The organism is Agrococcus sp. TSP3-2-1 (assembly GCF_049897585.1).
Lineage (GTDB): Bacteria > Actinomycetota > Actinomycetes > Actinomycetales > Microbacteriaceae > Agrococcus.
Map to the genome: position 1 here is coordinate 12,274 of NZ_JAFCWN010000008.1, position 23,537 is coordinate 35,810.

Below are 23,537 nucleotides of genomic sequence, written 5' to 3' on the forward strand. Positions count from 1 at the left end.
TATCCCGTCGCTCGTGCGACCGGGACACGCTCAGTCCTGCGCCTGCTCCACGAGCTCGAGGAGGCCGCGCGGGACCAGGTCGAGCGCGGGGTCGCGGAAGCGCTCGACGGGGAGCCACCACACCGGGTGGCCGGCATCCGTGACCGAGGGGAGCACCGCATCCGCCGCCGCCTCGACCGCGAGCACGAACACGTGCTCGTGCAGCGTGTGCCCGGCGAAGTCGAAGACGTGCTCGATGACGCTGAGGAGCCGGGGCGACTCGACCGCGAGGCCGAGCTCCTCGTCGAGCTCGCGCACGATCGTCCCGGTCGCGAGCTCGCCCGGCTCGATGCCGCCGCCCGGCGGCCGGACGAACGTGCGACCGGTGACGGGATCGTCGGTGCTCGTCACGAGCAGGCGGCCGTCGGCGTCGCGGATGAGCGCGATCGCGATCGGGCGGATGCGGTCGGGCGAAGCCGGGCTCACAGGATGTCGAGCTCGGGGATGGCGCCGAGCTCCTTCGCGAGCCCGCCGCCGTTCGACGACCACACCCACGGGTGCATCGAGCGCGTGTCGGCGTGCTTGCGGCCACCGGCGAGCACCGCCTCCTGCGCTGAGAGCTCGCGGATGGCGACGGCGCGCACGTGCTCGGGGTGGGCGCTCGCGAACTCGCCGTAGAGCTCCTCGTCGTGCTGGCCGTCGTCGCCGACCAGCAGCCACCGCACGTGCGGCAGCTCGCGCGCGAGCCGGCGCAGCTGCGCGCGCTTGTGCTCCTTGCCGGAGCGGAAGAAGCGGTCGGGGGTGGGGCCCCAATCGGTCAGCAGCATGCTGCCCGCGGGGTAGAGGTTGCGGGAGAGGAAGCGCGTGAGCGCCGGCGCCGCGTTCCAGGCGCCGGTCGAGAGGTAGATGAAGGGGCTCTCGGGATGCCGCTGCGCGATGCGCTCGTAGAGCACCGCCATGCCCGGCACGGGGGAGCGCGCGTGCTCATCGAGCACGAACGCGTTCCAGGCGGCGAGGAGCGGGCGCGGCAGCGACGTCACCATCACTGTGTCGTCGATGTCGCTCACGACGCCGAAGCGCGTGGCGGGATCGACGACGAACACGGGCGCCGTGACGGGCGCGCTGCCCGCGACGGAGACGGTCACCTCGCGCCAGCCGGGCTCGAGCTGCATCGGCACGCGGGCGTCGACGAGGCCGCCGCGATCGGCGGTCACGACGTGGCGTTCGCCGCCCGCCTCGATCATCACGTCGACGTCGTTGAGCGCGAGCGACGTGAACGAGCGCCAGCCGCGCACGTTCTCGTAGAGCGCGCCGCGCTCACCGCCGGGCTCGACGAGCAGCACGCGCGCGAGCACGCGCACCCAACCCTCGCCGCCGTAGCCGGGGTAGGTGACGATCGCGGGCATGCGGCCGGATCGCAGCGCCCCGGCCTCGCGGTGCTCGTGCACCCAGTCCTCCACGCGCGCCGCGACGTGCTTGATCGGCTCGGGGATGCGGGCGAGCGGCACCAGCTCATCCATGGGCGGCTCCTCCCGCGACTCGGTCGGGATCGACCCTACCGACTCGACACCGGCTCGATGAGCGACGGGCCCTCCTCCCGCACGCTCCCGACGCGTCGATCGACCTCGTGCATCGCGAGCGACTCGGCGACCGAGCCCGCCTCGGCGACGACGGCCTCGAGCGCGGCCTCGCCGTCCTCGTCCGGGTCGAGCCACGCATCCCGCATCTCGGGGGAGACGACGACCGGCATGCGCTCGTGGATGTCGGCGAGCGCACCCGTCGCCGCTGTCGTGAGGATCGTCGTCGAGAGCAGCCATGAGCCGTCGGGCTGCTTCCACCAGGCGTAGAGGCCGGCGAAGCTCAGCGGGCGGTCGTCGTGGATGTAGAAGGGCGTCTTCGACTCGCCCCGCTTCTGCCACTCGAACCAGCCGTCGGCAGGCACGAGCGCGCGGCGCTCGCGGACGGCGTCGCGGAACATCGGCTTCGACGCCGCGCTCTCGGCGCGCGCGTTGAACGCGCGCGAGCCGACCGAGACGTCGTCGGCCCACGACGGCACGAGGCCCCAGCGGGCGGGCTCGAGCCGCCGGATGGGCGGCGAGTCGTCGCGCGGGGCCGGCTCGACGACGATCGGCACCGTCGTCGTCGGCGGGATGTTCCAGTTCGCCGCGGGGATCTCGCCCTGCTCGTCGACCTCGAAGAGGGCCACGAGATCGGTCGCGGGCGTCGCCATGACGTAGCGTCCACACATGCCCGACATGCTCTCACCGCTCGGGCACCCCGTGCGAGAGGATGGACGCATGAACGATCGCCAGGGCAGCGGCTCCTCCGTCACGGTGCGGCATGAGCCGGTGCAGGCGCGCGCGGCGCTGCGCATCGAGGCACTCCTCGACGCAGCGGCGGCGGTCGTGGTCGATCACGGCATCGAACACCTCACGACGGCCCTCGTCGCCGAGCGCGCCGGCGCCTCGATCGGCACGGTCTACCGCTACTTCCCCGACCGCGTCGCGGTGCTCGTCGCGCTCGCCGAGCGCAACCTCGAGCGCATCCGGCTCGCGATCGAGCGCGTGCTGCTCGCCGAGCACCCCTCGCTCATGGCGACGATCGAGGCGGTCGTGGACGCGATGGTCGAGACGTTCCGCACGGTGCCGTCGTTCCGCTCGCTCCGCGGCGGCGAGGGGCTCGACCTCGGCCCCTCCGAGCGGCCGCCCGTCGCTCCGACCTTCGTCGACGACATGGCCGCGCACCTTCGCGAGCGCTGGGAGATCGAGCTCGACGACGAGCAGCGCCAGTCGCTCGAGCTCGCGATCGGGGCGCTCGACGCGCTCGTGACCTACGCGTTCCTGCACGACCCCGACGGCGACCCGCGCTACCTCCAGCTCGGCGTGCAGGTGATGCGCGAGCGCGTCGTCGCGGCGCTGCCGCAGCTCGCCGAGGGCGCGTAGCGCTCAGCCGTCCTCGCCCGAGCGCCCTTCGGCCGAGCGTTCTTCGATGTCGTCGTCCTCGCGCATGTGCCGAGCCTCGAGCCGTGAGACGAGCTGCTTGACGCCCCACACGACGAGGATGAAGGCGACGATCACCCCGACGAGCACGTAGCCGGCGCCGTGCAAGTCGTCGGCGAGCTCGCGATAGCTGCCGCCGGCCGCCCAGCCGGCGCTCGCGTAGGCCGTCGCCCACAGCACGCACGCGGGGATCGTCCAGGCGAGGAACCGCCGGTAGGGCATCGGCGAGGCGCCGGCGATGAGCGGCACGAGCGAGTGCGCGACCGGGAGGAAGCGCGAGAGGAAGATCGCGATGCCCCCGCGCCGCGCGAGGTACCGCTCGGTGCGGCGCCAGCGCTTCGATGCCGCCGGCCAGCGGCGGGCGAGCCACCGATCGATCGATGGGCCGAGCCAGCGCCCGATCGCGAAGCCGATCGACTCGCCCGCGAGCGCGCCGAGCACCGTCGCGGCGATGAGGGCGAGCCACCACGGCCACTCCTCGACCGCGAGGGCGGCGATGATGACGACCGTGTCGCCCGGCACGAAGAGCCCGAGCAGCACGCTCGTCTCGAGCGCCATCGCGAGGAACGCGAGCAGGGTGCGCAGCCACGGGTCGATCGAGCCGACCGTCTCGAGCACGACGTCGATGACGTCATCGATCACGAGCGGCCCGCCATCGCCGGCGTGCGGAGCCCCTCGAGCCGCTCCCGCCACGCGCCGACGCGCGATGGTGCGGCGACCTCCGGCCCGCCGAGCCACGCCGCGACGCCGCGGATGCCGCGCAGCGCGTTCGCGAGCCACACCTCGGCGCCCTCGAGCTCCTCCGGGCGCGCTGCGACGCGCCGCACCTCCACGCCGTCGAGGGCGGCGACCTCCTCGATCACCGCGGCGGTCACAGAGGCCATGCGGCGGATGCGCGGGGCCGGCACGTGCAGGACGCCGTCCTGCCACCACAGCAGCGCCGACCGGGATCCCTCGGCGACGCAGCCGTCCGAGCACAGGATCGGCTCGACGTCGCGGCCGGCCCTCGCCGACTCCTCCTCCAGCAGCGCCTGCAGCGCCTCGAGGTCGGGGCCCTTCCGCAGCGGCTCGCGCCGGGGATCGCGCGACGCGGTGACGACCTCGACCGTGTCGCTCGGCGCCGGTGCCGGCCGGATCCGCAGCCGGATGCCTGCCGGGGTGAGGTCGACGCGCGGCGACCAGCGGCCCTCAGCGGGCGCGAGCCCGACGGCGCTCCTGACGGCCGCCATCGCGTCGAGACGATCCCCGCCCGCCTCCGCCACCGCATCCGCGAACCGCAGCTGGTGCCGCTGCCACGCGAGCACGCGGCCGTCGACGACGAGCCACGAATCGGCCGCGAGCGTCGCGCCGATCGGCTCGTCGACGGGCTCGAAGCCACCCGCCGTCCACGCGCGGACGGGGTGCTCGGCGCTCATAGGATGCACCCTATGCCAGCGACCTCTGCGCACTTGCTGCCGCACCTCGGCGCTCGCTGGTCGCTCCCCGTCGACGTCTCGCCCGAGTCGGCGTTCGCCGCGCTCGAGGCCGCCGGCGGCGACGTCGTCTGGCTCGACTCCTCGTCGAGCGGCGACCACGTGATCGGCACCGGAGCGCACGTGCTGCTCGTCGAGGACGGCCGCGCGTCGCTCGACGGCCGCCCCGTCGAGGGGGACGCGCTCGAGGCGCTCGAGGCGGCGCGGGCGGCGACGCCGGGCGCGTGGGTCGGCTGGCTCGGCTTCGAGGCGGGTGTGCGGATGCTCGGGCTCGAGCCCGCGCCGGGGCGCTTCCCCGAGGCGGTGTGGCTGCTGCTCGACCGCTGGATCGTCGTCTCGGGCGGCCAGGCGCAGCTGCAGTCGCGGAGCGGCGAGCCGTGGGCGCTCGCGGAGGTGCCCCCCGGGCGCGTGCCCTCGAGCGCGCGCATCGATCCGTCGAGCCTCCGCTGGCGCGACGACGACGCCGCCTACGCCGCGAAGGTCGAGCGCTGCCGCGACCACATCCGCGACGGCGACTCCTACGTGCTGTGCCTCACGACCGCGATCGAGGCGCCGCCGCTCGACATGGTCGCGACCCACGCGCGGCTGCGCGCCGCGAGCCCCGTGCACCACGGCGGGCTGCTCCGCATCGGCGGCGTCACGGTCTCGAGCGCGAGCCCCGAGACCTTCCTGCGCGTCGAGGGCGGTGTCGCCACCACCCGCCCGATCAAGGGCACGCGCCGCCGGGGCACCAACGACGACGAGGCGCTCGCGCGCGAGCTCTTCGAGAGCGAGAAGGAGCGCGCCGAGAACGTCATGATCGTCGACCTGTGCCGCAACGACCTGCAGCGGGTCTCGGCGCCCGGTTCGGTCGACGTCGCGGACCTGCTCGCCGTCGAGACGTACCCGACGGTGCACCAGCTCGTCTCCACCGTGCGCTCCCGGCTGCTGCCCGGCCTCGGCCCGCTCGACGCCGTCCGAGCGCTGTTCCCCGCGGGCTCGATGACCGGCGCGCCGAAGCGCCGCACGGTCGAGCTGCTGCACGAGCTCGAGGGCGCCCCGCGCGGCATCTACAGCGGATGCTTCGGGATCGTCGCGGGCGAGACGTGCCAGCTCGCGATGGTCATCCGGTCCGTCGTCGCCGACGCCGCGGGTGCCCACATCGGAGTCGGCGGGGGAGTGACGGCCCTCTCGGAGCCGGCGTTCGAGGTCGAGGAGCTGCACGTCAAGGCCGCGGCGATGCTCGCGTCGCTCGTGCCAGCCTGAGCGACGCGAGACTGCGGCTCAGCCGCGGTCGCGATCGCCCGCCGCGCGTTCCTCGGCCAGCCGCGCGACGCGGTCGAGTCGCGACTCCCACTGCCGCCCGATCGCGTCGAGCCGGTCGGCGAGCGCGCTGAGGCTCGCGCCGATCGCCCGGTGCCGCACCGAGCGGCCCTCGCGCGTCGCATCGACGAGGCCGGCGGCCTCGAGCACCGCGAGGTGCTTCGCGATCGCCTGCCGCGAGACGGGCAGCTCCTCGGCGAGCTCGCTCGCGGAGCGCGCCCCGCTGCCGAGCAGCTCGAGGATCGCCCAGCGGGTGTCGTCGGCGAGCGCCGCGAGCTGCTGCGTGGGGGCGGCCAGTCCGCTCATGCCGCGGCCTCGAGCACGTGCCGCCGCAGGCCGTCGAGCACCATCTCCCACCCGGTGGCGTTGCCGCGCATCCGGTCGTCGCGCACGTCGCCGGGCACGCGCATCCACCCCGACTCCACGACCGTGACGCGAGTGCCGTCGCCGAGCGGCTCGAGGTCGAAGCGCACGTCGCACGCCGTCGGGCCCGGCTCGGGCTCGCCGATCTCGCCCCAGCGGAACGCGAGCGTGCGCTCGGGTCGCAGCACGCGGATCGCGACCGGCCACCGCTCGCCCTCGTGCTCGAACGTGCCCGTGACGCCCTCGCGGAGGCCGCCGGGGAAGTCAGCGGGATGCCCCCACCACGCCTCGATCGAGGCCGGATCGGTGAGGTGCCGCCAGACGAGCGAGACCGGCGCCGGGACGTCGAGGGTGCGGGTGATCGTGCCGGCGAGCGGGTCGACCGCGGAGGGCGTCCAGCGGCGGGCGATGAGCGCGATGAGCTCGTCGAGCTCGGACGTCCAGCCCTCGCGATTGTCCTCGAGCGCGGCGCGCACGGCGAGCTCGTCGCCGAGCCGCTCGAAGCCGCTCTCGACCACGGTGACGCGCGTGCCGCCGTCGACCTCCTCGAGCGTGAAGGTCGCGAGCGTGCTGGTCTCGTCGCGGAGCGGCTCGCCGCGCCGGCTCCACCGGAACGCCCACACGTTCGGCGCATCCGCGCGCTCGACCCGCGCGGGGAACTCGCCGGCGTCGCTCCAGCCGAAGGAGCCCGACGCGCCCGCGCCGGTGCCGCCGGGGAACGTCGCGCTGTCGCCGAACCACTCCGCGAGCGAGGCGGGGTCGGTGAGGCACTCCCACACGACCTCGATCGGGGCGCGCACCGCGATCGTTCGCGTCACGCGAGCGTTCGGCTCGTCGATCGCCGCCTGGGCGTCGTGCGTGTGCCCGGACTCCGTCTGCGACATGGCTCCTCCTGCAATCGTTCGGTTGCAGGTCACGCTAGGCGCATGAGGGTCGAAGTGCAACCCTCGGGTTGCTTCAGGTGCTCGCCGACTCGAGGTGCTCGGCGAGGTCCACGAGCTCGTCGAGCTCGACCGTCCAGCCGGCGGCGAGCGCGCGCAGCGACTCGCGCTTCGACGCGTCGTCGCCCTCGAGCGGGAACCCCGACTCGACGAGGTGCACCTGCGTCTGGCCGTCGACGTCGCGCAGGGTCACCTCGACCGTCGACGCCTTGTCCGAGAGGATGCCCTCGGCCCAGTCGAAGACGAAGCGCGAGCCGGGCTCGAGCTCGCGGATGCGCGCGGCGAGCACGACCTCGCCCGTCCAGGCGAAGCGGCCGGTCGCGCCGGCGACGACGCCGTCGGGGAACGCGGCGATGTCGCCGAGCCAGCGCGCGAGCAGCTCGGGCTCGGTGAGGCAGCGCCACACCGTGGCGCGCTCCGCGTCGACGGCGACGATGCGCGTCACGCGCACGCCTGGCACATCGACCGTGGCGGGCGGATTCTCGAACTCCGGCACCGTTGGGCCTCCCTCCGGCTGCCCCGATTGTGCCACGCGTCGCCTGCGGACGAGCGCCCGTAGACTGGGAAGCCGTCGTGCCGACTCCGGCCGACGACATCCAGGAGCCCACGTGACCGACGAGACCTACGACTTCGCCCGCATCCAGCAGCGGTGGCTGCCGGTGTGGGATGAGCTGCGCCCCTTCGCGACCGACGACGAGACCGACGCCCGGCCGCGCAAGTACGTGCTCGACATGTTCCCCTACCCCTCGGGCGACCTCCACATGGGGCACGCCGAGTCGTACGCCTACGGCGACGTGCTCGCGCGCTACTGGCGGCAGCAGGGCTTCAACGTGCTGCACCCGATCGGCTGGGACTCGTTCGGCCTCCCGGCCGAGAACGCCGCGATCCGGCGCGGGGCTGACCCGAAGGAGTGGACCGAGGCCAACATCGAGCAGCACAAGCGCTCGATGCGGCTGTACGCGACCGCGTTCGACTGGGACCGCATCCTCCACACCTCCGACCCCTCGTACTACAAGTGGAACCAGTGGCTGTTCCTCGAGATGTACAAGGCGGGCCTCGCCTACCGGAAGCCCTCGAACGTCAACTGGTGCCCCAGGGACCAGACGGTGCTCGCGAACGAGCAGGTCGTCGGCGGGCTGTGCGAGCGCTGCGACACCCCCGTGGTGAAGAAGAAGCTGACCCAGTGGTACTTCAAGATCACCGAGTACGCCGACCGCCTGCTCGACGACCTCAACCAGCTCGAGGGCCGCTGGCCCGAGAAGGTGCTGCGGATGCAGCGCAACTGGATCGGCCGCTCCGAGGGTGCCGAGGTCGAGTTCGAGATCGAGGGGCACCACTCGCGCGTGCCCGTCTTCACGACTCGCCCCGACACGCTCTACGGCGCGACCTTCATGGTCGTCGCGCCCGATTCCGACCTCGCCGCCGAGCTCGTCGCGGGCGCGAGCCCTGAGGTGCGGATGCGGTTCCAGGACTACCTGGACACGGTCGGGCGGATGACCGAGATCGACCGGCAGAGCACCGAGCGCCCGAAGACGGGCGTCGACCTCGGCCGCGTCGCGATCCACCCGCTGACGGGGGAGCGGATGCCCGTGTGGGCCGCCGACTACGTGCTCGCCGACTACGGCCACGGCGCCGTCATGGCCGTGCCGGCCCACGACCAGCGCGACCTCGACTTCGCGCGCGCCTTCGACCTGCCGATCAAGGTCGTCGTCGACACGCTCGCGCCCGTCACGGGCGTCATGCCGACGATCCCGCTCGACGAGCACGGCAACGCGGTGCTGCCCGACGACCTGCCGGCGCTCGACCCGGCCTCGACCGGCGTCGCGCTGCCCGGCGAGGGCCGGATGATCAACTCCGGCGAGCTCGACGGGCTCTCGAAGGAGCACGCGATCAACCGCATGATCCAGCTGCTCGAGCGTGAGGGCGTCGGCCGCGCGGCGAAGTCGTTCCGCTTGCGAGACTGGCTCGTGAGCCGACAGCGCTACTGGGGCACGCCCATCCCGATCATCCACACCGCCGACGGGCAGGAGGTGCCGGTGCCGCTCGAGCAGCTGCCCGTCACGCTGCCCGACTCGCACGGCCTCGACCTGTCTCCGAAGGGCACGAGCCCGCTCGGCGCCGCCGAGGACTGGGTCAACGTGGCGTCGCCGATCGACGGCAGCCCCGCGCGCCGCGACGCCGACACGATGGACACGTTCGTCGACTCCTCGTGGTACTACCTGCGGTTCCTGAGCCCGAACGACGACACCCAGCCGTTCGACAAGGCGCAGGTCGAGCGCTGGGCGCCCGTCGACCGCTACGTCGGCGGCGTCGAGCACGCGATCCTGCACCTGCTCTACGCGCGCTTCATCACGAAGGTGCTCTTCGACATGGGCCACGTGCCCTTCACCGAGCCCTTCGAGTCGCTGCTCAACCAGGGCATGGTGATCCTCGACGGCGGCAAGATGTCGAAGTCGAAGGGCAACCTCGTCGAGCTCTCGGACGAGCTCGAGAAGCACGGCGTCGACGCGGTGCGGCTCGCGATGAGCTTCGCCGGCCCGCCCGAGGACGACATCGACTGGCGCGACGTGAGCCCGACCGGTGCGCAGAAGTTCCTGGCGCGCGCCTGGCGGCTCTCGAAGGAGCCGCTCGCGAAGCGCGGCGCCGACCCGAAGGGCGGCGACCGGGGGCTGCGGCGCGAGACGCACCGGTTCCTGGCGGATGCGCCGGGTCTCGTCGAGTCGCTCAAGTTCAACGTCGTGGTCGCTCGCCTCATGGAGCTGACCAACGCGACGCGCAAGGCCGTCGACTCGGGCGCCGGCGCCGCTGACCCCGCGGTGCGCGAGGCGGTCGAGACGATCGCGCTCGGCCTGTCCCTCTTCGCGCCGTACACGGCGGAGGACATGTGGGCGAACCTCGGCCACGAGCCCTCGATCGCGAACGCGGGATGGCGGAAGCCCGACCGCTCGCTGCTCGTCGAGCAGTCCGCGACGGCGATCGTGCAGGTGAACGGCAAGGTGCGCGACCGCGTCGACGTGCCCGTCGACATCGCCGATGCCGAGCTCGAGCGCCGCGCGCGCGAGCTGCCGGGCGTCGCGCGCTCGATCGGCGACGGCGTCGTGCGGCACGTCGTGGTGCGGGCGCCGAAGCTCGTGAACTTCGTCGTCGGCTGACCCTCCGCTGGCTGCCCTTCGGCTCGGTGAGCGCCTCCGGCGCGCACCGGCTCAGGGTCCGCCGATCCGCGCGCGCAGCGCGCTGACCGTGTCGAAGCGCGGCTGATCCACAGACCGCCCTCGCGACGGCGCCAGCGCCGAAGCATCCGTCCTACCGTTCCCGGATGGCCGGGACGGATGCGCGTTGGCGGCTCGGCGCGGGCGCCGCAGTGCTGCTCGTCCTGGGCGCCGTCGCCGGCGGCGTCGCGCAGCGCATGGTGCAGGACGCCGCGCCTGCGACGATCGTCGCGGAGCCGGTCGCGACGGCCGCCTCGGACCTCGTCGTCGATGTCCAGGGCGCGGTCGCCCGGCCGGGGGTGTACCGGTTGCCGAGCGGCTCGCGCGTGCTCGACGCGCTCGCCCGGGCCGGCGGCACGAGCGCCGAAGCGGCGCCGGGCGCGCTGAACCTCGCGCGCCCCGTCGTCGACGGCGAGCAGCTCGTCGTGCCGACCGTCGAGCAGGCGGCCGCGGCCCCGCAGCCCGGTGCGCCCGGCAGCGGGGTCGCGGCTGGCGGGCTCGTGTCGCTCAACCAGGCGGATCAGGCGGCACTCGAATCGCTGCCGCGCGTCGGCCCGTCGCTGGCGCTCGCGATCATCGCCCACCGCGACGAGCACGGGCCCTTCACCGACCTCGCTCAGCTCGACGACGTGCCGGGCATCGGGCCGGCGCTGCTCGCGACCCTCACGCCGCTCGTGACGCTCTGATGCGCGACCTGCGCCTCGCCCTGCCGGTCGCGATCGCGTGGGCGCTGCTCGCGGGGCTCAGTCCGCACCCGGTCGCGCTGACGCCCGCGGCGAGCGTGTGCGCGACAGTCGCGGCCGGCGGCCTGCTGCTCGCGCACGTGCTCGCGAGGCGCAGCCAGCGGGCCGCGGCGCTGGTGCGGACGATCGCGGTCGGCGCCGCGCTCGCGTGCCCGCTGCTCGTGGGCGCTGACGCGGCGGCATCGAGCGAGCTCGAGCGCTGCGACGAGCTGGCCCTGCTGGTGCTCGGGGAGGTCGCGCCGACCGAGGTCGTCGTCACGGCTTGTGACGGTGCTGGCTCGGCGCGCAGCGCGATGCTGCTGCGCGCGCCGGATGCGCCGCTCGCGATCGGCGCAACCGCGGTCGGCCGCTGCGACGCGTGGCTCGACGGCTCGCGCTGGCTCATCACCTGCGGCTCGCTCGAGGTCGGTGAGCCGGCCGGCTGGGCCTCATGGGCGGGGACGCTGCGCGACGGACTGCTCGCGGCGTCCGCGCAGCTGCCCGGCATGGGCGGCGAGCTGCTGCCCGGTCTCACGATCGGCGACGAGCGACGCGTGAGCGCGACGCTTCGGGCCGCGATGCTCGACTCCGGGCTCAGCCACCTCACCGCGGTCTCGGGAGCGAACTGCGTCATCGTCGTCGGCGCAGCGTTCCAAGCCGCCGCAGCGCTCGGCGCTCGACGGCCGGTCCGCGTCGCGGTCGCGGCCGCAGCGCTCGCCGGCTTCGTCGTGCTCGTCACGCCGGAGCCGTCCGTCGTGCGGGCGGGAGCGATGGCCGCGATCGCGCTCGTCGGCGTCGTCACGGGGCGGCGAGCAGGCGCCGTCGCGCTGCTCTCGCTCGCGGTGCTGCTCGTGCTCGCAGCGCAGCCGCACCTCGCGACGAGCCCCGGCTTCGCACTCTCGGCACTCGCGACGTGCGGCCTCATCGTGCACGGGCGCCCGATCGCCGAGGCGCTCTCGCGGGTGCTGCCGATGCCGATCGCGGCGCTCGTCGCGGTGCCGGCGGCCGCGCAGCTCTGGTGCCTGCCGGTGCTCGTCGGGCTCGACGCGAGCGTGAGCGCCGTCTCCGTGCTCGCGAACCTGCTCGCCGGACCGGCGGCGCCGATCGTCACGGTCGTCGGGCTCGCGGCCTGCCTCGCGTCGCCGCTCGCGCCCGCGGTCGCGGCGGGCCTCGCGTGGGTCGCGTGGCTCCCCGCCGCATGGATCGCGCAGGTCGCGATGGTCGCCCAGCAGCTGCCGGCCGCCCAAGTGCCGTGGCCGGTCGCCCCCTGGGGCGCGCTCACCGCATCCGCCATGCTCGCCGCCGTGCTCGTCGGTCATGCGCGCGGCCGGATCGCGCGAAGCGTCGCGATCGCCACCGCCGTCGGGCTCGTCGCCGCGGGCTTCGCCGCCTGGCCGAGCGTGCGCCTGGGCGCGCTCGCCGACTGGAGCATCGCGCAGTGCGACGTCGGGCAGGGGAGCGCGACGCTCATGCGCCATGGCAGCGCGACCGTGCTCGTCGACGCCGGCGCCGAGCCGTCGCGCATCGACGGCTGCCTCACGGCGCTCGGCGTGCGCCGCGTCGACCTGCTCGTGCTCACCCACTTCGACATCGACCACGCGGGCGGCGCGAGCGCGCTGCTCGGCCGGGTCGGGCTGCTCGTGCACGGTCCGGTCGACGAGCGATCCGAGGCGCTCGTCGCCGAGCTCGCCGCGACCGGTGCCGCGACGCACGAGGCCCGCCGCGGGGACGCGTGGGCGCTCGGCGAGCTGCGCGTCGAGGCGCTCTGGCCGATCGCCGACAACGAACCGGGCAACGACGCGAGCGTCGCTGTCGCGATCGACGCGCCGGGCGGCGGGCTCGAGCTCGTCGTGCTCGGCGACCTCGGTGCGCAGGCGCAATCGCGACTCCTGCGCGCGGGCGTGCCGAGCGCATCCGTCGTCGTCGTCGCTCACCACGGCTCCGCCGACCAGCTGCCCGCCCTCTACCGCCGCATCGGTGCCGCCGTCGGGCTCGTGGGCGTGGGGGAGAACGACTACGGGCACCCGACGGATGCGTCCCTCCGGCTCGTGCGGGAGGCCGGCGGCCAGGCGCTGCGCACCGACGAGCTCGGCACGATCGCGCTCGCGGTCGACGAGGGCGGCGTGCGCGTGTGGTCGGAGCGCGTCGGCGGCCCGCCGTAGGCTGGAGGCGTGGCAGCGAGCGTCCCCAAGATCGCCATCCCGAAGATCACGTGGGAGCAGGTGTCTCCCGCGCCGGTCGTGCTCGTGTTCGGCAAGGAGTCGTTCCTCGCCGATCGCGCGATGCAGCGGCTGCGCGCGCTGCTGCTCATGGAGGATCCCGAGCTCGAGATCCACGACGTCGACGCCGGCCAGTACATCGACGGCGCGCTCGAGCTCATCGCGAGCCCCTCGCTCTTCGACGAGCCGCGGCTCGTGCGCGTCGGGAACGGCGTGAAGGCGACCGACGCCCTCATCGCCGACGTGCTTCGCTACCTCGCCTCGCCCGTCGATGGCACGACCCTCGTCATCCGCCACGACGGCTCGACCGTGCGCGGCAAGAAGATGCTCGACGCGATCCGCAAGACGCCGGGCGCGATCGAGGTGGTGTGCCAGCCGCTGAAGCGTGACGAGCTCGTGCCGTTCGTGCGCGGCGAGCTGCGGCTGCTCGAGCGCGAGGCGACGCCGGGCGCGATCGCCGCACTCGTGGATGCGTTCCACTCCGACATCGCGGAGCTCGCGAACGCGGTGCGCCAAGTCGCGCTCGATACGCAGGGCGACGTCACCGAGCAGGTCGTGCGCACCTACTACTCGGGCCGTGTCGAGACGACGGCGTTCGCCGTCGTCGACGCCGTGATCGCGGGCGACGTCGCGACAGCGCTCGTCACGCTCCGGCACGCGATCGCGACCGGCGCCGATCCCGTGCCGATCGTCGCCGCGTTCGCGATGCGCTTCCGGCAGCTCGCGAAGGTCTCCGGCGCGGGCGGCGGCGATTCGCAGGCCGCGCGGCAGCTCGGCATGCAGGACTGGCAGGTGCGGAACGCCCGCAAGGACCTGCGCGGCTACACCGATGCGACGCTGTGCGACGCGATCGAGGCGATCGCCCACGCCGACCACGCCGTGAAGGGCGCCGAGCGCGACCCGCACTACGCGGTCGAGCGACTCGTGCGGCAGCTCGCCGCGCGCGCCTGACGGCCCGCGACCGCTGGCCGCAGGCTACGCCGAGCCGCTCCACGGGGCGGGGGCGAGCACCCAGATCGCGACCGCGCGCTCGTCGCCCGCGACGCGCCACGTGTGGGGCTCGCGGCCCGGCATCGTCAGCGCATCGCCCGCACCGACGAGCACGGTGCGATCGGCGAAGCGCACCTCGACCGCGCCCGCGACGACGTGCAGCACCTCCACCTCGCAGCTGATCGTGTAGAGCTCCGAGCCGCCGTGCGCGCCGGGCTCGAGCTCCGAGCGCAGCACCTGCAGCTGCTCCTGCCCGCGCGGCGAGAGCATGCGCTCATCCGCACCGACGCCACCGAGGTTGATGCGCGGCGCATCCGCCCACTGCACGAGCTGCACGTCCGGCTCCTCGAAGAGCGCGCCCACCGGCAACGAGAGCACCTGGCACAGCTGCACGAGCGTCGCGACGCTCGGCGACGTCTCATCGCGCTCGAGCCGGCTGAGGAAGCCCTTCGAGAGCCCCGACGTCGCCGCGACCTGGCTGAGCGACATGCCCTGCGCGGTGCGCGCAGATCGCAGCCTCGCGCCGATGGCGATGGAGCTGTCGTCGGCATCGGGGTGGATGGGGCGCATGTCGATCCTCGCTGTTGGTCGCTCACCTTGACGGACGCTCGGCGACGGGCGTACGGTGACCACACTAGTTGCACGAAGCGTATCGAAAGTTGTCTAACATGCAACCCATCGAGAATCGTCCCTCGACGCCGCGCGGACCGGTCGACGCGAGCGCGGTACCGCGCTTCGCCGGGATCGCCACCTTCGCCCGGCTGCCGCGGCTCGATGAGGTCGGCCGCGCCGACATCGCGGTGGCGGGCGTGCCGTTCGACAGCGGCGTGAGCTACCGGCCCGGGGCGCGCTTCGGCCCGTCGCACGTGCGGGAGGCCTCGCGACTCCTGCGCCCGTACAACCCGGCGCAGGACGTCTTCCCGTTCGGCGCGCAGCAGGTCGCCGACGCGGGCGACATCGTCGCGAACCCCTTCGACCTCGAGGCGGCGGTCGCCGACATCGAGGCCGGCTCGCGCGCCCTCCACGAGAGCGCCGACCGCATCGTCGTGATCGGCGGCGACCACACGATCGCGCTGCCGCTGCTGCGCGACATCGCCAAGCAGCACGGGCCGGTCGCGGTGCTGCACTTCGACGCGCACCTCGACACGTGGGACACCTACTTCGGCGCCCCGATCACGCACGGCACGCCGTTCCGCCGAGCGTCGGAGGAGGGGCTCATCGACCTCACCGCGAGCATGCACGTCGGCACGCGCGGTCCGCTCTACGACAAGCAGGACCTCGTCGACGACGAGCGGCTCGGCTTCGCGGTCGTGACGAGCGAGTTCGTCGAGGAGCACGGCGTCGCCGCCGCGATCGAGCGCATGCGCGCGCGCATCGGCTCCGCGCCGCTCTACATCTCGATCGACATCGACGTGCTCGACCCGTCGCACGCGCCCGGCACCGGCACGCCCGAGGCCGGCGGTCTCACGAGCCGCGAGCTGCTGCGCATGCTGCGCGCGCTGTCCGACCTGCACATCGTCGGCGCCGACGTCGTCGAGGTCGCCCCCGCCTACGACCACGCCCAGCTCACCGCGATCGCGGCGAGCCACGTCGTCTACGAGCTGCTGAGCGCGATGGCGCCGACGGCGGATGCCTCCGGTGACGGCAGTGCGGACGCCTGACGCCGCCGAGGTCGAGGCCGCGGCGGTCGCGATCGTCGACGCCTTCGCAGCCACCGACGGCGAGCGCTACTTCGCCGCCTTCGCCGACGACGCATCCTTCGTCTTCCACACCGAGCCCACCCGGCTCGACAGCCGCGCCGAGTACGAGCGGCTCTGGAGCACGTGGGTCGAGAGCGGCTGGCACGTCGTCTCGTGCGCCTCGAGCGAGCCGCTCGTGCAGCCGCTGCCCGGCGGCGCCGTCTTCAGCCACACCGTCGACACGACGGTCGCGACGGGCGAGGGTCGCGAGTCGTACCGCGAGCGCGAGTCGATCGTCTTCGCCGTCGACGGTGACCGCCTCGTCGCCGTGCACGAGCACCTCTCGCCGCTCGCCTGATCACTCCCTGTCCCGTCCCAAGCCCCACCCGTCGAAGGAGACCGATGTCGCTCTACTCCCGCCTCGAACGCCGACTGGAGGCGAGCGCCGACGACGCCGGTCCCGTCCGCGGCACCTACTCGTCCAGCCGCATGCTCATGATCTGGCTCGCGGCGAACCTCGTCGTGACGACGCTGCTGACCGGGACGCTCTTCGTGCCCGACGTGCCGTACGGCCTCGTGCTCGGCCTCATCGTCGGCGGCACCGTGCTCGGTGCGTCGGTGCTCGTGCTGATCGGCGCGATCGGCACCCGCACGGGCCTGCCGACGATGGCGCTCACGCGCGGCCCGTTCGGCACTCGGGGCAGCCTGCTGCCCGCCGCCGCGAACCTCGTGATCCTGATGGGCTGGAGCTGGGTGCAGGCGATGCTCGCCGGCATCTCGCTCAACTACATCGTCGAGGCGGTCACCGGCTTCTCGAGCCCGGTGATCTTCGCCGTGCTGTGCCAGACGGTCGTCGTCATCCTGGCGATCTTCGGCCACGCGGGCGTCGCGCGCGTCGAGCCGTGGTTCGCCGCGGTCATCCTCGCGATCTCCGCCTACGTCTTCATCACCGCCTTCTCGACCTTCACGCCCGCCGAGTTCGCGGCGATCCCCGGCACCGCCGAGCCGTTCTACACGCCCGGCCTGATGTTCGACGTCGTGCTCGCGACCGCGATCTCGTGGACCGTCCTCTCGGCTGACTTCAACCGCTTCGCGCGCACGACGAAGGGCGGCGCGATCGGCTCTGGCGTCGGCTACACGCTCTCGACCGTCACCGCGATGACCGTCGGCGCGACCGCGATCGGCTACGTCGTGCTCAGCGGCGGCGAGCCGGTGGCCTTCGACCCGACGACGATCATCGAGCCCTTCGGCGCGCTCTTCGCCGTCGCGATCTTCCTCTCGGTCATGGCCACCAACACGATGGTCGTCTACGGCATGGTCACCACAGTCGTGAACGCGCTGCCGGGCAAGCGCGTGCCGTTCCTCGCGAGCGCGCTCATCCTCGGCGCGATCTCGATCATCGGCGCGACCTTCTTCGGGCTGCTCGACCAGTTCACGACGTTCCTCGTCACGATCAGCGCACTCTTCGCGCCGGTGTTCGCGATCATGATCGTCGACTACTACCTGCTGCAGCGCCGCGCCTACAGCGCCGACATCCTCGAGGCGCGCGGCGGTCGCTACTGGTACACCGGCGGCGTCAACTGGGTCGCCGTCGGCGCGTGGGTCGTGGGCGCGGCGCTCGCCTACGTCTGGGCGTACGTGTGGCCGCTGCCGTTCGGCGCGACCGTGCCGAGCTTCGTCGTGACCTTCGTGCTCTACCTCGCGCTCTCGTGGCCGAGCCGCGCGAAGGGTGCACCGGAGCGCGCGCCGCACCTGGCCGAGACGGCGGATGCGCGCTGAGACCACGGGGAAGGGTCGCGGCACGATCGTCGACCTGAGCCATCCCGTCGTCGACGGGATGCAGGTCTATCCCGGCGACCCGGAGGTGCGGATCGCTCCCGCGCTCACCGTCGCAGCCGATGGCGTCGACGTCGCGAGCATCCGGATGGGCTCGCACACCGGCACGCACGTCGACGCCCCCTCGCACTCGATCGAGGGCGGCCGCACGATGACCGACGTCGCGCTCGACGAGCTCGTGGGGGAGGCGCTCCTCATGCGCGTGCCCGGTCTCTCGGCCGGCGACGTCTACGGCTGGCGCGAGCTCGAGGCCAGTGGCTCGCTGCCGGAGCGGCTGCCGCCGATCGTGCTCATCGACACCGGCTGGGCCGCGCACTTCGGCACCGGGCTCGCGCTGCAGCATCCCGCGCTCGCGCCGGACGCGGCGCGCGAGCTCCAGCGTCGCGGCATGCGGGTGCTCGCGGTCGACACGCTCAGCCCCGACCCGACGGGGGCGGCGGATGCGTCGTTCCCGGTCCACGAGGTCGTGCTCGGCGCCGACGGGCTCATCATCGAGAACATCCGCGGTCTCGAGGGGCTGCCGACGCGGGTGCGGGTGGGCTTCTTCCCGCTGCGCCTCGCGGGCGACGGCGCCCCGGTGCGCGCGGTCGCCTTCCTCGACTGACCGCTCACGCGCGGGAGTGACCGCTCGGGGGTGGAATTGACCGCTCACGCGCGGAAGTGACCGCTCGGCGGGCGGAAGTGACCGCTCGCGGGCGGAAGTGACCGCTCGCGGGCGGAAGTGACCGCCCGGCGGGGGACGACGAAGGCGGGGACCCATCGGGCCCCCGCCTGTCAGCGCTGCTGCTCAGATCAGAGCGCGGCGACCTGCTTCGCGATCGACGACTTGCGGTTCGCGGCCTGGTTCTTGTGGATGACGCCCTTCGAGGCAGCCTTGTCGAGCTTGCGCGCCGCCACGGCGACCTTCTCCTGCGCCACGGCCTTGTCGCCGGCGGCGATGGCCTTCTTGGCCTCGCGCACAGCGGTCTTGACCTCGCTCTTGACGGCGCGGTTGCGGTCGGTCGCCTTCTGGTTGGTGAGGATGCGCTTGATCTGCGACTTGATGTTCGCCACGTGGGGTCCTGTTCTGATCGGAAGATGGTTGGCGGCGGCTTGCGCTCCTGCAGAGCCCCGCCGCGACCCGCCCTCGCGCGACGGGCACGCGGAAGAAGGGGAAGCCAACGAACGACTCTACCAGCGCGCCGCCCGCGGTCGCAACGCGGCCCGACGCATCCGCTGTGGGAGAATGGACCATTCCGCACCACTCCATCGAGACCCCCATCGAGAAGGACCCGTGAGCCCCAGAGCGACCAAGGCACTCGAGCCTGCCTCGACCGATCCCGCGAGCATCCGCAACTTCTGCATCATCGCGCACATCGACCACGGCAAGTCGACCCTCGCCGACCGGATGCTGCAGCTCACGGGCGTCGTCGACGACCGCTCGATGCGCGCGCAGTACCTCGACCGGATGGACATCGAGCGCGAGCGCGGCATCACGATCAAGTCCCAGGCGGTGCGGATGCCGTGGGAGCTCGACGGCGAGACCTTCGCCCTCAACATGATCGACACCCCCGGTCACGTCGACTTCACCTACGAGGTGAGCCGCTCGCTCGCCGCGTGCGAGGGCGCGATCCTGCTCGTCGACGCCGCGCAGGGGATCGAGGCGCAGACGCTCGCGAACCTCTACCTCGCGATGGACAACGACCTCGAGATCATCCCGGTGCTCAACAAGATCGACCTGCCGGCCGCCGACCCCGACAAGTTCGCGGCCGAGATCGCCGGCCTCATCGGCGGCGACCCCGACGACGTGCTGCGCGTGAGCGGCAAGACGGGCGTCGGCGTCGACGCGCTGCTCGATCGCGTCGTGCGCACGATCCCCGCGCCGCAGGGCGACGTCGACGGCCCCGCTCGCGCGATGATCTTCGACTCGGTCTACGACAGCTACCGCGGCGTCGTCACCTACGTGCGCATGGTCGACGGCAAGCTCTCGCCGCGCGAGCAGATCCAGATGATGTCGACCGGCGCGCGCCACGAGCTGCTCGAGATCGGCGTCTCGAGCCCCGAGCCCGTCCCCGCGAAGGGCCTCGGCGCTGGCGAGGTCGGCTACCTCATCACGGGCGTGAAGGACGTGCGCCAGTCGAAGGTCGGCGACACGGTCACGACCTTCCGCGCCCCCGCGACCGAGCCGCTCAAGGGCTACGCCGACCCGAAGCCGATGGTCTTCTCAGGGCTCTACCCGATCGACGGCAGCGACTACCCGGTGCTGCGCGAGGCGCTCGACAAGCTCAAGCTGTCGGATGCGGCGCTCGTCTACGAGCCGGAGACCTCCGTCGCGCTCGGCTTCGGCTTCCGCTGCGGCTTCCTCGGCCTCCTGCACCTCGAGATCATCACCGAGCGGCTCGAGCGGGAGTTCAACCTCGACCTCATCGCGACCGCCCCGAGCGTCATCTACGAGGTGCAGACCGAGGACCGCGTCGTGCACACCGTGACGAATCCGAGCGAGTTCCCCGACGGCAAGATCCACTCGATCGTCGAGCCGATGGTGCGCGCGACGATTCTCGCGCCGAAGGACTACGTCGGCGCGATCATGGAGCTGTGCCAGTCGCGCCGCGGCACGCTCGGCGGCATGGAGTACCTGTCGGAGGACCGCGTCGAGCTGCGCTACCGCCTGCCGCTCGGCGAGATCGTCTTCGACTTCTTCGACCAGCTGAAGTCCAAGACGCAGGGCTACGCCTCGCTCGACTACGAGCTCGACGGCGAGGAGGAGGGCGACCTCGTCAAGGTCGACATCCTGCTCCAGGGCGAGCAGGTGGATGCGTTCAGCGCGATCGTGCACCGCGACAAGGCCTACGCCTACGGCGTGCTCATGGCGGGCAAGCTCAAGGAGCTCATCCCGAGGCAGCAGTTCGAGGTGCCGATCCAGGCCGCCGTCGGCGCGCGCATCATCGCGCGCGAGACGATCCGCGCGATCCGCAAGGACGTGCTCGCGAAGTGCTACGGCGGCGACATCTCCCGCAAGCGCAAGCTGCTCGAGAAGCAGAAGGAGGGCAAGAAGCGCATGAAGATGGTCGGCCGCGTCGAGGTGCCCCAGGAGGCGTTCATCGCCGCCCTCTCGAGCGGCGAGTCGAAGAAGGACGCGAAGTGAAGCCCATCCGCGAGCGCTCGACGAACTACGGCGCCGTCGGCGCCACCTCCCACTTCGACTTCACGCGCTTCCCGCCGAAGGGCTTCGAGGTCGTGCAGCGCCGCTCGCGCATCGGCCACGGCCGGCCGCGCTTCGACGCCGCCGTCGCGGCGCTGCGCACCTGGAAGGTGCAGCGGCTCGCGGGCATCGAGGTCGACGTCGTCGGCACCGAGGACGGCACCGTCTACCGCCCGGTCGGCTTCCAGGACGGCGAGGCGACGCGCGCCGCGAGCGTCGAGCCGCAGCAGGACTTCGGGCCTGACGGCGAGCCGTTCCTGCAGCCGGGCGACTCGATCGACCAGCGCATCCGCTTCCTCGGCATCCAGCTCCACGCCCCGATGCGCGTCATCGCGGTCGAGGAGGAGCCGAACAGCCACGGCGTGATCCTCGGCTCGCTCGAGGGCCACCCCGAGGCGGGCGAGGAGCGCTTCACCGTCGAGATCGCCGAGGACGAGACCGTCTTCCTGCACTTCCGCGCGATCGTCCGCAACGCCGCCTGGTACGCCAAGCTCGGCGCGCCCGTCTCGAAGGCGCTGCGCGCGAAGTACCACGACCGCTACATGGACGTGCTGCGCTCGATCGACGTGCGCTGACGTGGGTCGCCTGCCCGACGGCGAGGCGGCTCCGGCCGACGGCCGGCTGCCCGAGGGCACCGCGGCCGACGCGCCCTTCGGCGCCTACATCCACGTGCCGTTCTGCTCCGTGCGGTGCGGCTACTGCGACTTCAACACCTACACGGCCGACGAGCTGCGCGGGGCGAGCCGCGCGGGCTACCCCGGCGACGTCGCCGCCGAGATCCGCCTCGCGCGCGAGGTGCTCGGCGAGCTCGGGCCGCTCCGCCCGATGCAGACCGTCTTCTTCGGCGGCGGCACGCCCACGCTCCTGCCCTCGGGCGACCTCGTCTCGATGCTCACGGGCGTGACGGATGCGTTCGGGCTCGCCGAGGGCGCGGAGGTCTCGGTCGAGGCGAACCCCGACTCGATCGACCTCGCCGGGCTCGTGCAGCTGCGCGCGGGCGGCGTGACGCGCGTCTCGATCGGCATGCAGTCGGCGGTGCCGCACGTGCTCGCCGCGCTCGACCGCACGCACGACCCCGAGCGCGTGCCGCTCGTCGTCGAGTGGGCGCGCGAGGCGGGCCTCGAGGTGAGCCTCGACCTCATCTACGGCGCGCCGGGCGAGTCGCTCGCCGACTGGCAGCGATCGCTCGACGCGGTCGTCGCGATGGCGCCCGACCACGTCTCGGCCTACGCGCTCATCGTCGAGGAGGGCACCGCGCTCGCCCGACGCATCCGCCGTGGAGAGCTCGCCGCGCCCGACGACGACCTGCAGGCGGCGATGTACGAGGCGGCGGATGCGTCCCTCGGCCAGGCGGGCTACTCCTGGTACGAGATCTCCAACTGGGCGCGGGGCGACAAGGTGGCGCGCCACAACCTCGCCTACTGGCGCGGGCACGACTGGTGGGGCTTCGGCCCCGGCGCGCACAGCCACGTCGGCGGTGTGCGCTGGTGGAACGTCAAGCACCCCGCCGCGTATCGCGATCGGCTCGTCGCGGCGTCGTCGCCCGCGCTCGCGCGCGAGGTGCTCGACGACGAGACGCGCCGGGTCGAGCGCGTGCTGCTCGAGTCGCGGATCGCCGAGGGGCTCGCGATCGACGTGCTCGACGCGGAGGGGCGCCGCGCGGTCGCGGGACTCGTCGCCGATGGCCTCGTGGACGGCAGAGCCGCCCTCGCCGGCCGGGTGATCCCGACGCTGCGAGGGCGGCTGCTGGCCGACGCCGTCGTGCGGCGCCTGCTGCCGTAGGGCCTACTTCACCAGCCGCCAGTTGAACGGGTAGCGGTAGGAGCCGCCGGCGTTGACGCGCACGCCGCCGATGATCGAGAAGATCACCTGCAGCAGCGGCGGCACCCAGTAGAAGGCGCCGAGGATCGAGCCGATGCCGAAGGTGATGATGCCGAGCACGACGGCGAGCACCCAGATGCCCACGACCAGGATCGTCATGAAGATGCCGAAGTTCAGCGCCTCCTTCGACTCCTGCCGGGCGAAGGCGCTGCGGTCCTTGTAGATCAGGTAGACGATGAGCGGCCCGATCCAGCCGCCGAAGCCGCCGGTGACGATCGTCGAGAGGCCCGAGAGGTGGCCCCACATGCCGGCGTTCTTCTCGTCGACGGGCGACATCGGGGCGCCGGCCGCGTACTGCGGCTGACCGGGGGCGCCGTACTGCGGCGACCCGGGCTGGGGCGAGCCGTACTGCGGCGCGTCGTACTGCTGGCTGCCGGGCTGGCCGTATCCGGGCTGGCCGTAGCCGCCCTGGCCGTACCCGGGCTGTCCGCCGGGCGGCTGGCCCTGCTGGCCCGGCTGCGGCTGGCTCCACTGGCGGTTGGGGTCCGCGCCCCCCGCGCCGAACGCCGGCTGGCCCGGGGCGCCGGGTGCGCTGCCGGCCGCGGGAGCGGAGAACGGCTCGGCCGGCTGGCCGAGCGCGGGAGCTGCGGGCGCGCTGGGGGCTGCGTGCTGCTCGTGGGTGACCGAGAAGCCCTCGACGGAGGGGTCGGTCGGGTCGTGCTGATCGTCTCGGCGGGGCACGTTGGGGTCGGACATGGGGAGTGCCTTTCGTGAATGGTCCGCGAAGTCTGCGGACGTTCCGCACGGCCATTGTGCGCCCGGGT

24 protein-coding genes are annotated in these 23,537 nt (G+C 73.0%); 13 read left to right on the forward strand and 11 right to left on the reverse strand.

Translation table 11 applies throughout. The features are described from left to right. Positions 1–30: 30 nt before the first annotated feature. The 3 genes from ACP7BI_RS11585 to ACP7BI_RS11595 are packed head-to-tail and all read right to left on the reverse strand — an operon-like array spanning position 31 to position 2,227. Positions 31–465: an NUDIX domain-containing protein gene (locus tag ACP7BI_RS11585; protein WP_425846403.1), complete on the reverse strand. Its 435-nt coding sequence runs from the start codon at positions 463–465 to the stop codon at positions 31–33. After that, positions 462–1,499: an App1 family protein gene (locus ACP7BI_RS11590; protein ID WP_425846405.1), complete on the reverse strand. Its 1,038-nt coding sequence runs from the start codon at positions 1,497–1,499 to the stop codon at positions 462–464. The genes ACP7BI_RS11585 and ACP7BI_RS11590 overlap by 4 nt, the downstream gene beginning before the upstream one ends. Before the next feature lie 35 nt (positions 1,500–1,534). Further along, positions 1,535–2,227, reverse strand: coding sequence for an SOS response-associated peptidase (locus ACP7BI_RS11595; RefSeq protein WP_425846406.1), 693 nt, complete (start codon positions 2,225–2,227; stop codon positions 1,535–1,537). A 49-nt stretch (positions 2,228–2,276) separates the two neighbouring features. Between ACP7BI_RS11595 and ACP7BI_RS11600 the strand changes: the two genes are divergently transcribed. Beyond that, on the forward strand, positions 2,277–2,921 hold the full coding sequence (locus ACP7BI_RS11600) for a TetR/AcrR family transcriptional regulator (protein WP_425846409.1): 645 nt from the start codon (positions 2,277–2,279) through the stop codon (positions 2,919–2,921). Positions 2,922–2,924: 3 nt separating this feature from the next. Here ACP7BI_RS11600 and ACP7BI_RS11605 read toward each other — a convergent pair whose 3' ends face one another. Together ACP7BI_RS11605 and ACP7BI_RS11610 are read right to left on the reverse strand one after the other, a co-directional pair. After that, the gene (locus tag ACP7BI_RS11605) at positions 2,925–3,620 is read right to left on the reverse strand and encodes a DedA family protein (RefSeq protein WP_425846410.1); all 696 of its coding nucleotides are present in this window, start codon (positions 3,618–3,620) and stop codon (positions 2,925–2,927) included. After that, the gene (locus tag ACP7BI_RS11610; RefSeq protein ID WP_425846416.1) at positions 3,617–4,393 is read right to left on the reverse strand and encodes an aminotransferase class IV; all 777 of its coding nucleotides are present in this window, start codon (positions 4,391–4,393) and stop codon (positions 3,617–3,619) included. Before ACP7BI_RS11610 ends, ACP7BI_RS11605 begins: the two co-directional genes overlap by 4 nt. A gap of 12 nt (positions 4,394–4,405) precedes the next feature. Between ACP7BI_RS11610 and ACP7BI_RS11615 the strand changes: the two genes are divergently transcribed. Further along, positions 4,406–5,695 carry an anthranilate synthase component I family protein gene (locus ACP7BI_RS11615; protein WP_425846418.1) on the forward strand — a complete coding sequence of 430 codons (1,290 nt, stop codon included), beginning with the start codon at positions 4,406–4,408 and terminating at the stop codon, positions 5,693–5,695. Positions 5,696–5,713: 18 nt separating this feature from the next. Here the strand turns inward: ACP7BI_RS11615 and ACP7BI_RS11620 are convergent, their stop codons facing one another. From ACP7BI_RS11620 to ACP7BI_RS11630, 3 genes are all read right to left on the reverse strand, one after another. Then, positions 5,714–6,058 (reverse strand): ArsR/SmtB family transcription factor, encoded by a 345-nt coding sequence (locus ACP7BI_RS11620; RefSeq protein WP_425846421.1) that lies wholly within the window; start codon positions 6,056–6,058, stop codon positions 5,714–5,716. After that, positions 6,055–6,999 (reverse strand): SRPBCC domain-containing protein, encoded by a 945-nt coding sequence (locus tag ACP7BI_RS11625; protein WP_425846422.1) that lies wholly within the window; start codon positions 6,997–6,999, stop codon positions 6,055–6,057. The genes ACP7BI_RS11620 and ACP7BI_RS11625 overlap by 4 nt, the downstream gene beginning before the upstream one ends. Before the next feature lie 73 nt (positions 7,000–7,072). Next, on the reverse strand, positions 7,073–7,501 hold the full coding sequence (locus ACP7BI_RS11630) for an SRPBCC family protein (RefSeq protein ID WP_425846424.1): 429 nt from the start codon (positions 7,499–7,501) through the stop codon (positions 7,073–7,075). A 163-nt stretch (positions 7,502–7,664) separates the two neighbouring features. On the opposite strand from ACP7BI_RS11630, the gene leuS reads away from it, so the two are divergent. The 4 genes from leuS to holA all read left to right on the forward strand — a co-directional run bounded on the left by leuS (position 7,665) and on the right by holA (position 14,157). Continuing rightward, complete coding sequence (gene leuS / locus ACP7BI_RS11635) at positions 7,665–10,208, forward strand: leucine--tRNA ligase (protein WP_425846426.1); 2,544 nt, start codon at positions 7,665–7,667, stop codon at positions 10,206–10,208. A 164-nt stretch (positions 10,209–10,372) separates the two neighbouring features. Next, positions 10,373–10,951, forward strand: coding sequence for a helix-hairpin-helix domain-containing protein (locus ACP7BI_RS11640; RefSeq protein WP_425846429.1), 579 nt, complete (start codon positions 10,373–10,375; stop codon positions 10,949–10,951). Further along, positions 10,951–13,149, forward strand: coding sequence for a ComEC/Rec2 family competence protein (locus ACP7BI_RS11645; RefSeq protein WP_425846432.1), 2,199 nt, complete (start codon positions 10,951–10,953; stop codon positions 13,147–13,149). Before ACP7BI_RS11640 ends, ACP7BI_RS11645 begins: the two co-directional genes overlap by 1 nt. A 9-nt stretch (positions 13,150–13,158) precedes the next feature. Beyond that, a complete protein-coding gene (gene holA / locus ACP7BI_RS11650) occupies positions 13,159–14,157 on the forward strand; it encodes a DNA polymerase III subunit delta (RefSeq protein WP_425846435.1) in 999 nt (332 codons plus the stop codon). Positions 14,158–14,181: 24 nt separating this feature from the next. Here holA and ACP7BI_RS11655 read toward each other — a convergent pair whose 3' ends face one another. Next, on the reverse strand, positions 14,182–14,766 hold the full coding sequence (locus tag ACP7BI_RS11655) for a helix-turn-helix domain-containing protein (protein ID WP_425846438.1): 585 nt from the start codon (positions 14,764–14,766) through the stop codon (positions 14,182–14,184). A gap of 98 nt (positions 14,767–14,864) precedes the next feature. On the opposite strand from ACP7BI_RS11655, the gene speB reads away from it, so the two are divergent. The 4 genes from speB to ACP7BI_RS11675 are packed head-to-tail and all read left to right on the forward strand — an operon-like array spanning position 14,865 to position 18,315. After that, on the forward strand, positions 14,865–15,857 hold the full coding sequence (speB, locus tag ACP7BI_RS11660) for an agmatinase (RefSeq protein ID WP_425846440.1): 993 nt from the start codon (positions 14,865–14,867) through the stop codon (positions 15,855–15,857). After that, entirely contained in the window at positions 15,835–16,233 is a 399-nt protein-coding gene (locus ACP7BI_RS11665; RefSeq protein WP_425846442.1) for a nuclear transport factor 2 family protein, read from the forward strand. Before speB ends, ACP7BI_RS11665 begins: the two co-directional genes overlap by 23 nt. 44 nt (positions 16,234–16,277) lie before the next feature. After that, a complete protein-coding gene (locus ACP7BI_RS11670; RefSeq protein ID WP_425846444.1) occupies positions 16,278–17,654 on the forward strand; it encodes a purine-cytosine permease family protein in 1,377 nt (458 codons plus the stop codon). Continuing rightward, complete coding sequence (locus ACP7BI_RS11675; protein WP_425846446.1) at positions 17,644–18,315, forward strand: cyclase family protein; 672 nt, start codon at positions 17,644–17,646, stop codon at positions 18,313–18,315. Before ACP7BI_RS11670 ends, ACP7BI_RS11675 begins: the two co-directional genes overlap by 11 nt. Positions 18,316–18,503: 188 nt before the next feature. Here ACP7BI_RS11675 and rpsT read toward each other — a convergent pair whose 3' ends face one another. After that, entirely contained in the window at positions 18,504–18,764 is a 261-nt protein-coding gene (rpsT, locus tag ACP7BI_RS11680) for a 30S ribosomal protein S20 (RefSeq protein ID WP_211448823.1), read from the reverse strand. Between the two features lie 220 nt (positions 18,765–18,984). On the opposite strand from rpsT, the gene lepA reads away from it, so the two are divergent. The 3 genes from lepA to hemW are packed head-to-tail and all read left to right on the forward strand — an operon-like array spanning position 18,985 to position 22,674. Further along, positions 18,985–20,835, forward strand: coding sequence for a translation elongation factor 4 (gene lepA, locus ACP7BI_RS11685; protein WP_211448825.1), 1,851 nt, complete (start codon positions 18,985–18,987; stop codon positions 20,833–20,835). Next, positions 20,832–21,467 (forward strand): DUF1990 family protein, encoded by a 636-nt coding sequence (locus tag ACP7BI_RS11690; protein ID WP_425846449.1) that lies wholly within the window; start codon positions 20,832–20,834, stop codon positions 21,465–21,467. Before lepA ends, ACP7BI_RS11690 begins: the two co-directional genes overlap by 4 nt. A 1-nt stretch (position 21,468) precedes the next feature. Beyond that, the gene (gene hemW / locus ACP7BI_RS11695) at positions 21,469–22,674 is read left to right on the forward strand and encodes a radical SAM family heme chaperone HemW (RefSeq protein ID WP_425846451.1); all 1,206 of its coding nucleotides are present in this window, start codon (positions 21,469–21,471) and stop codon (positions 22,672–22,674) included. A gap of 3 nt (positions 22,675–22,677) precedes the next feature. Here the strand turns inward: hemW and ACP7BI_RS11700 are convergent, their stop codons facing one another. Further along, entirely contained in the window at positions 22,678–23,469 is a 792-nt protein-coding gene (locus tag ACP7BI_RS11700; RefSeq protein WP_425846453.1) for a DUF4870 domain-containing protein, read from the reverse strand. Positions 23,470–23,537 lie beyond the last annotated feature (68 nt).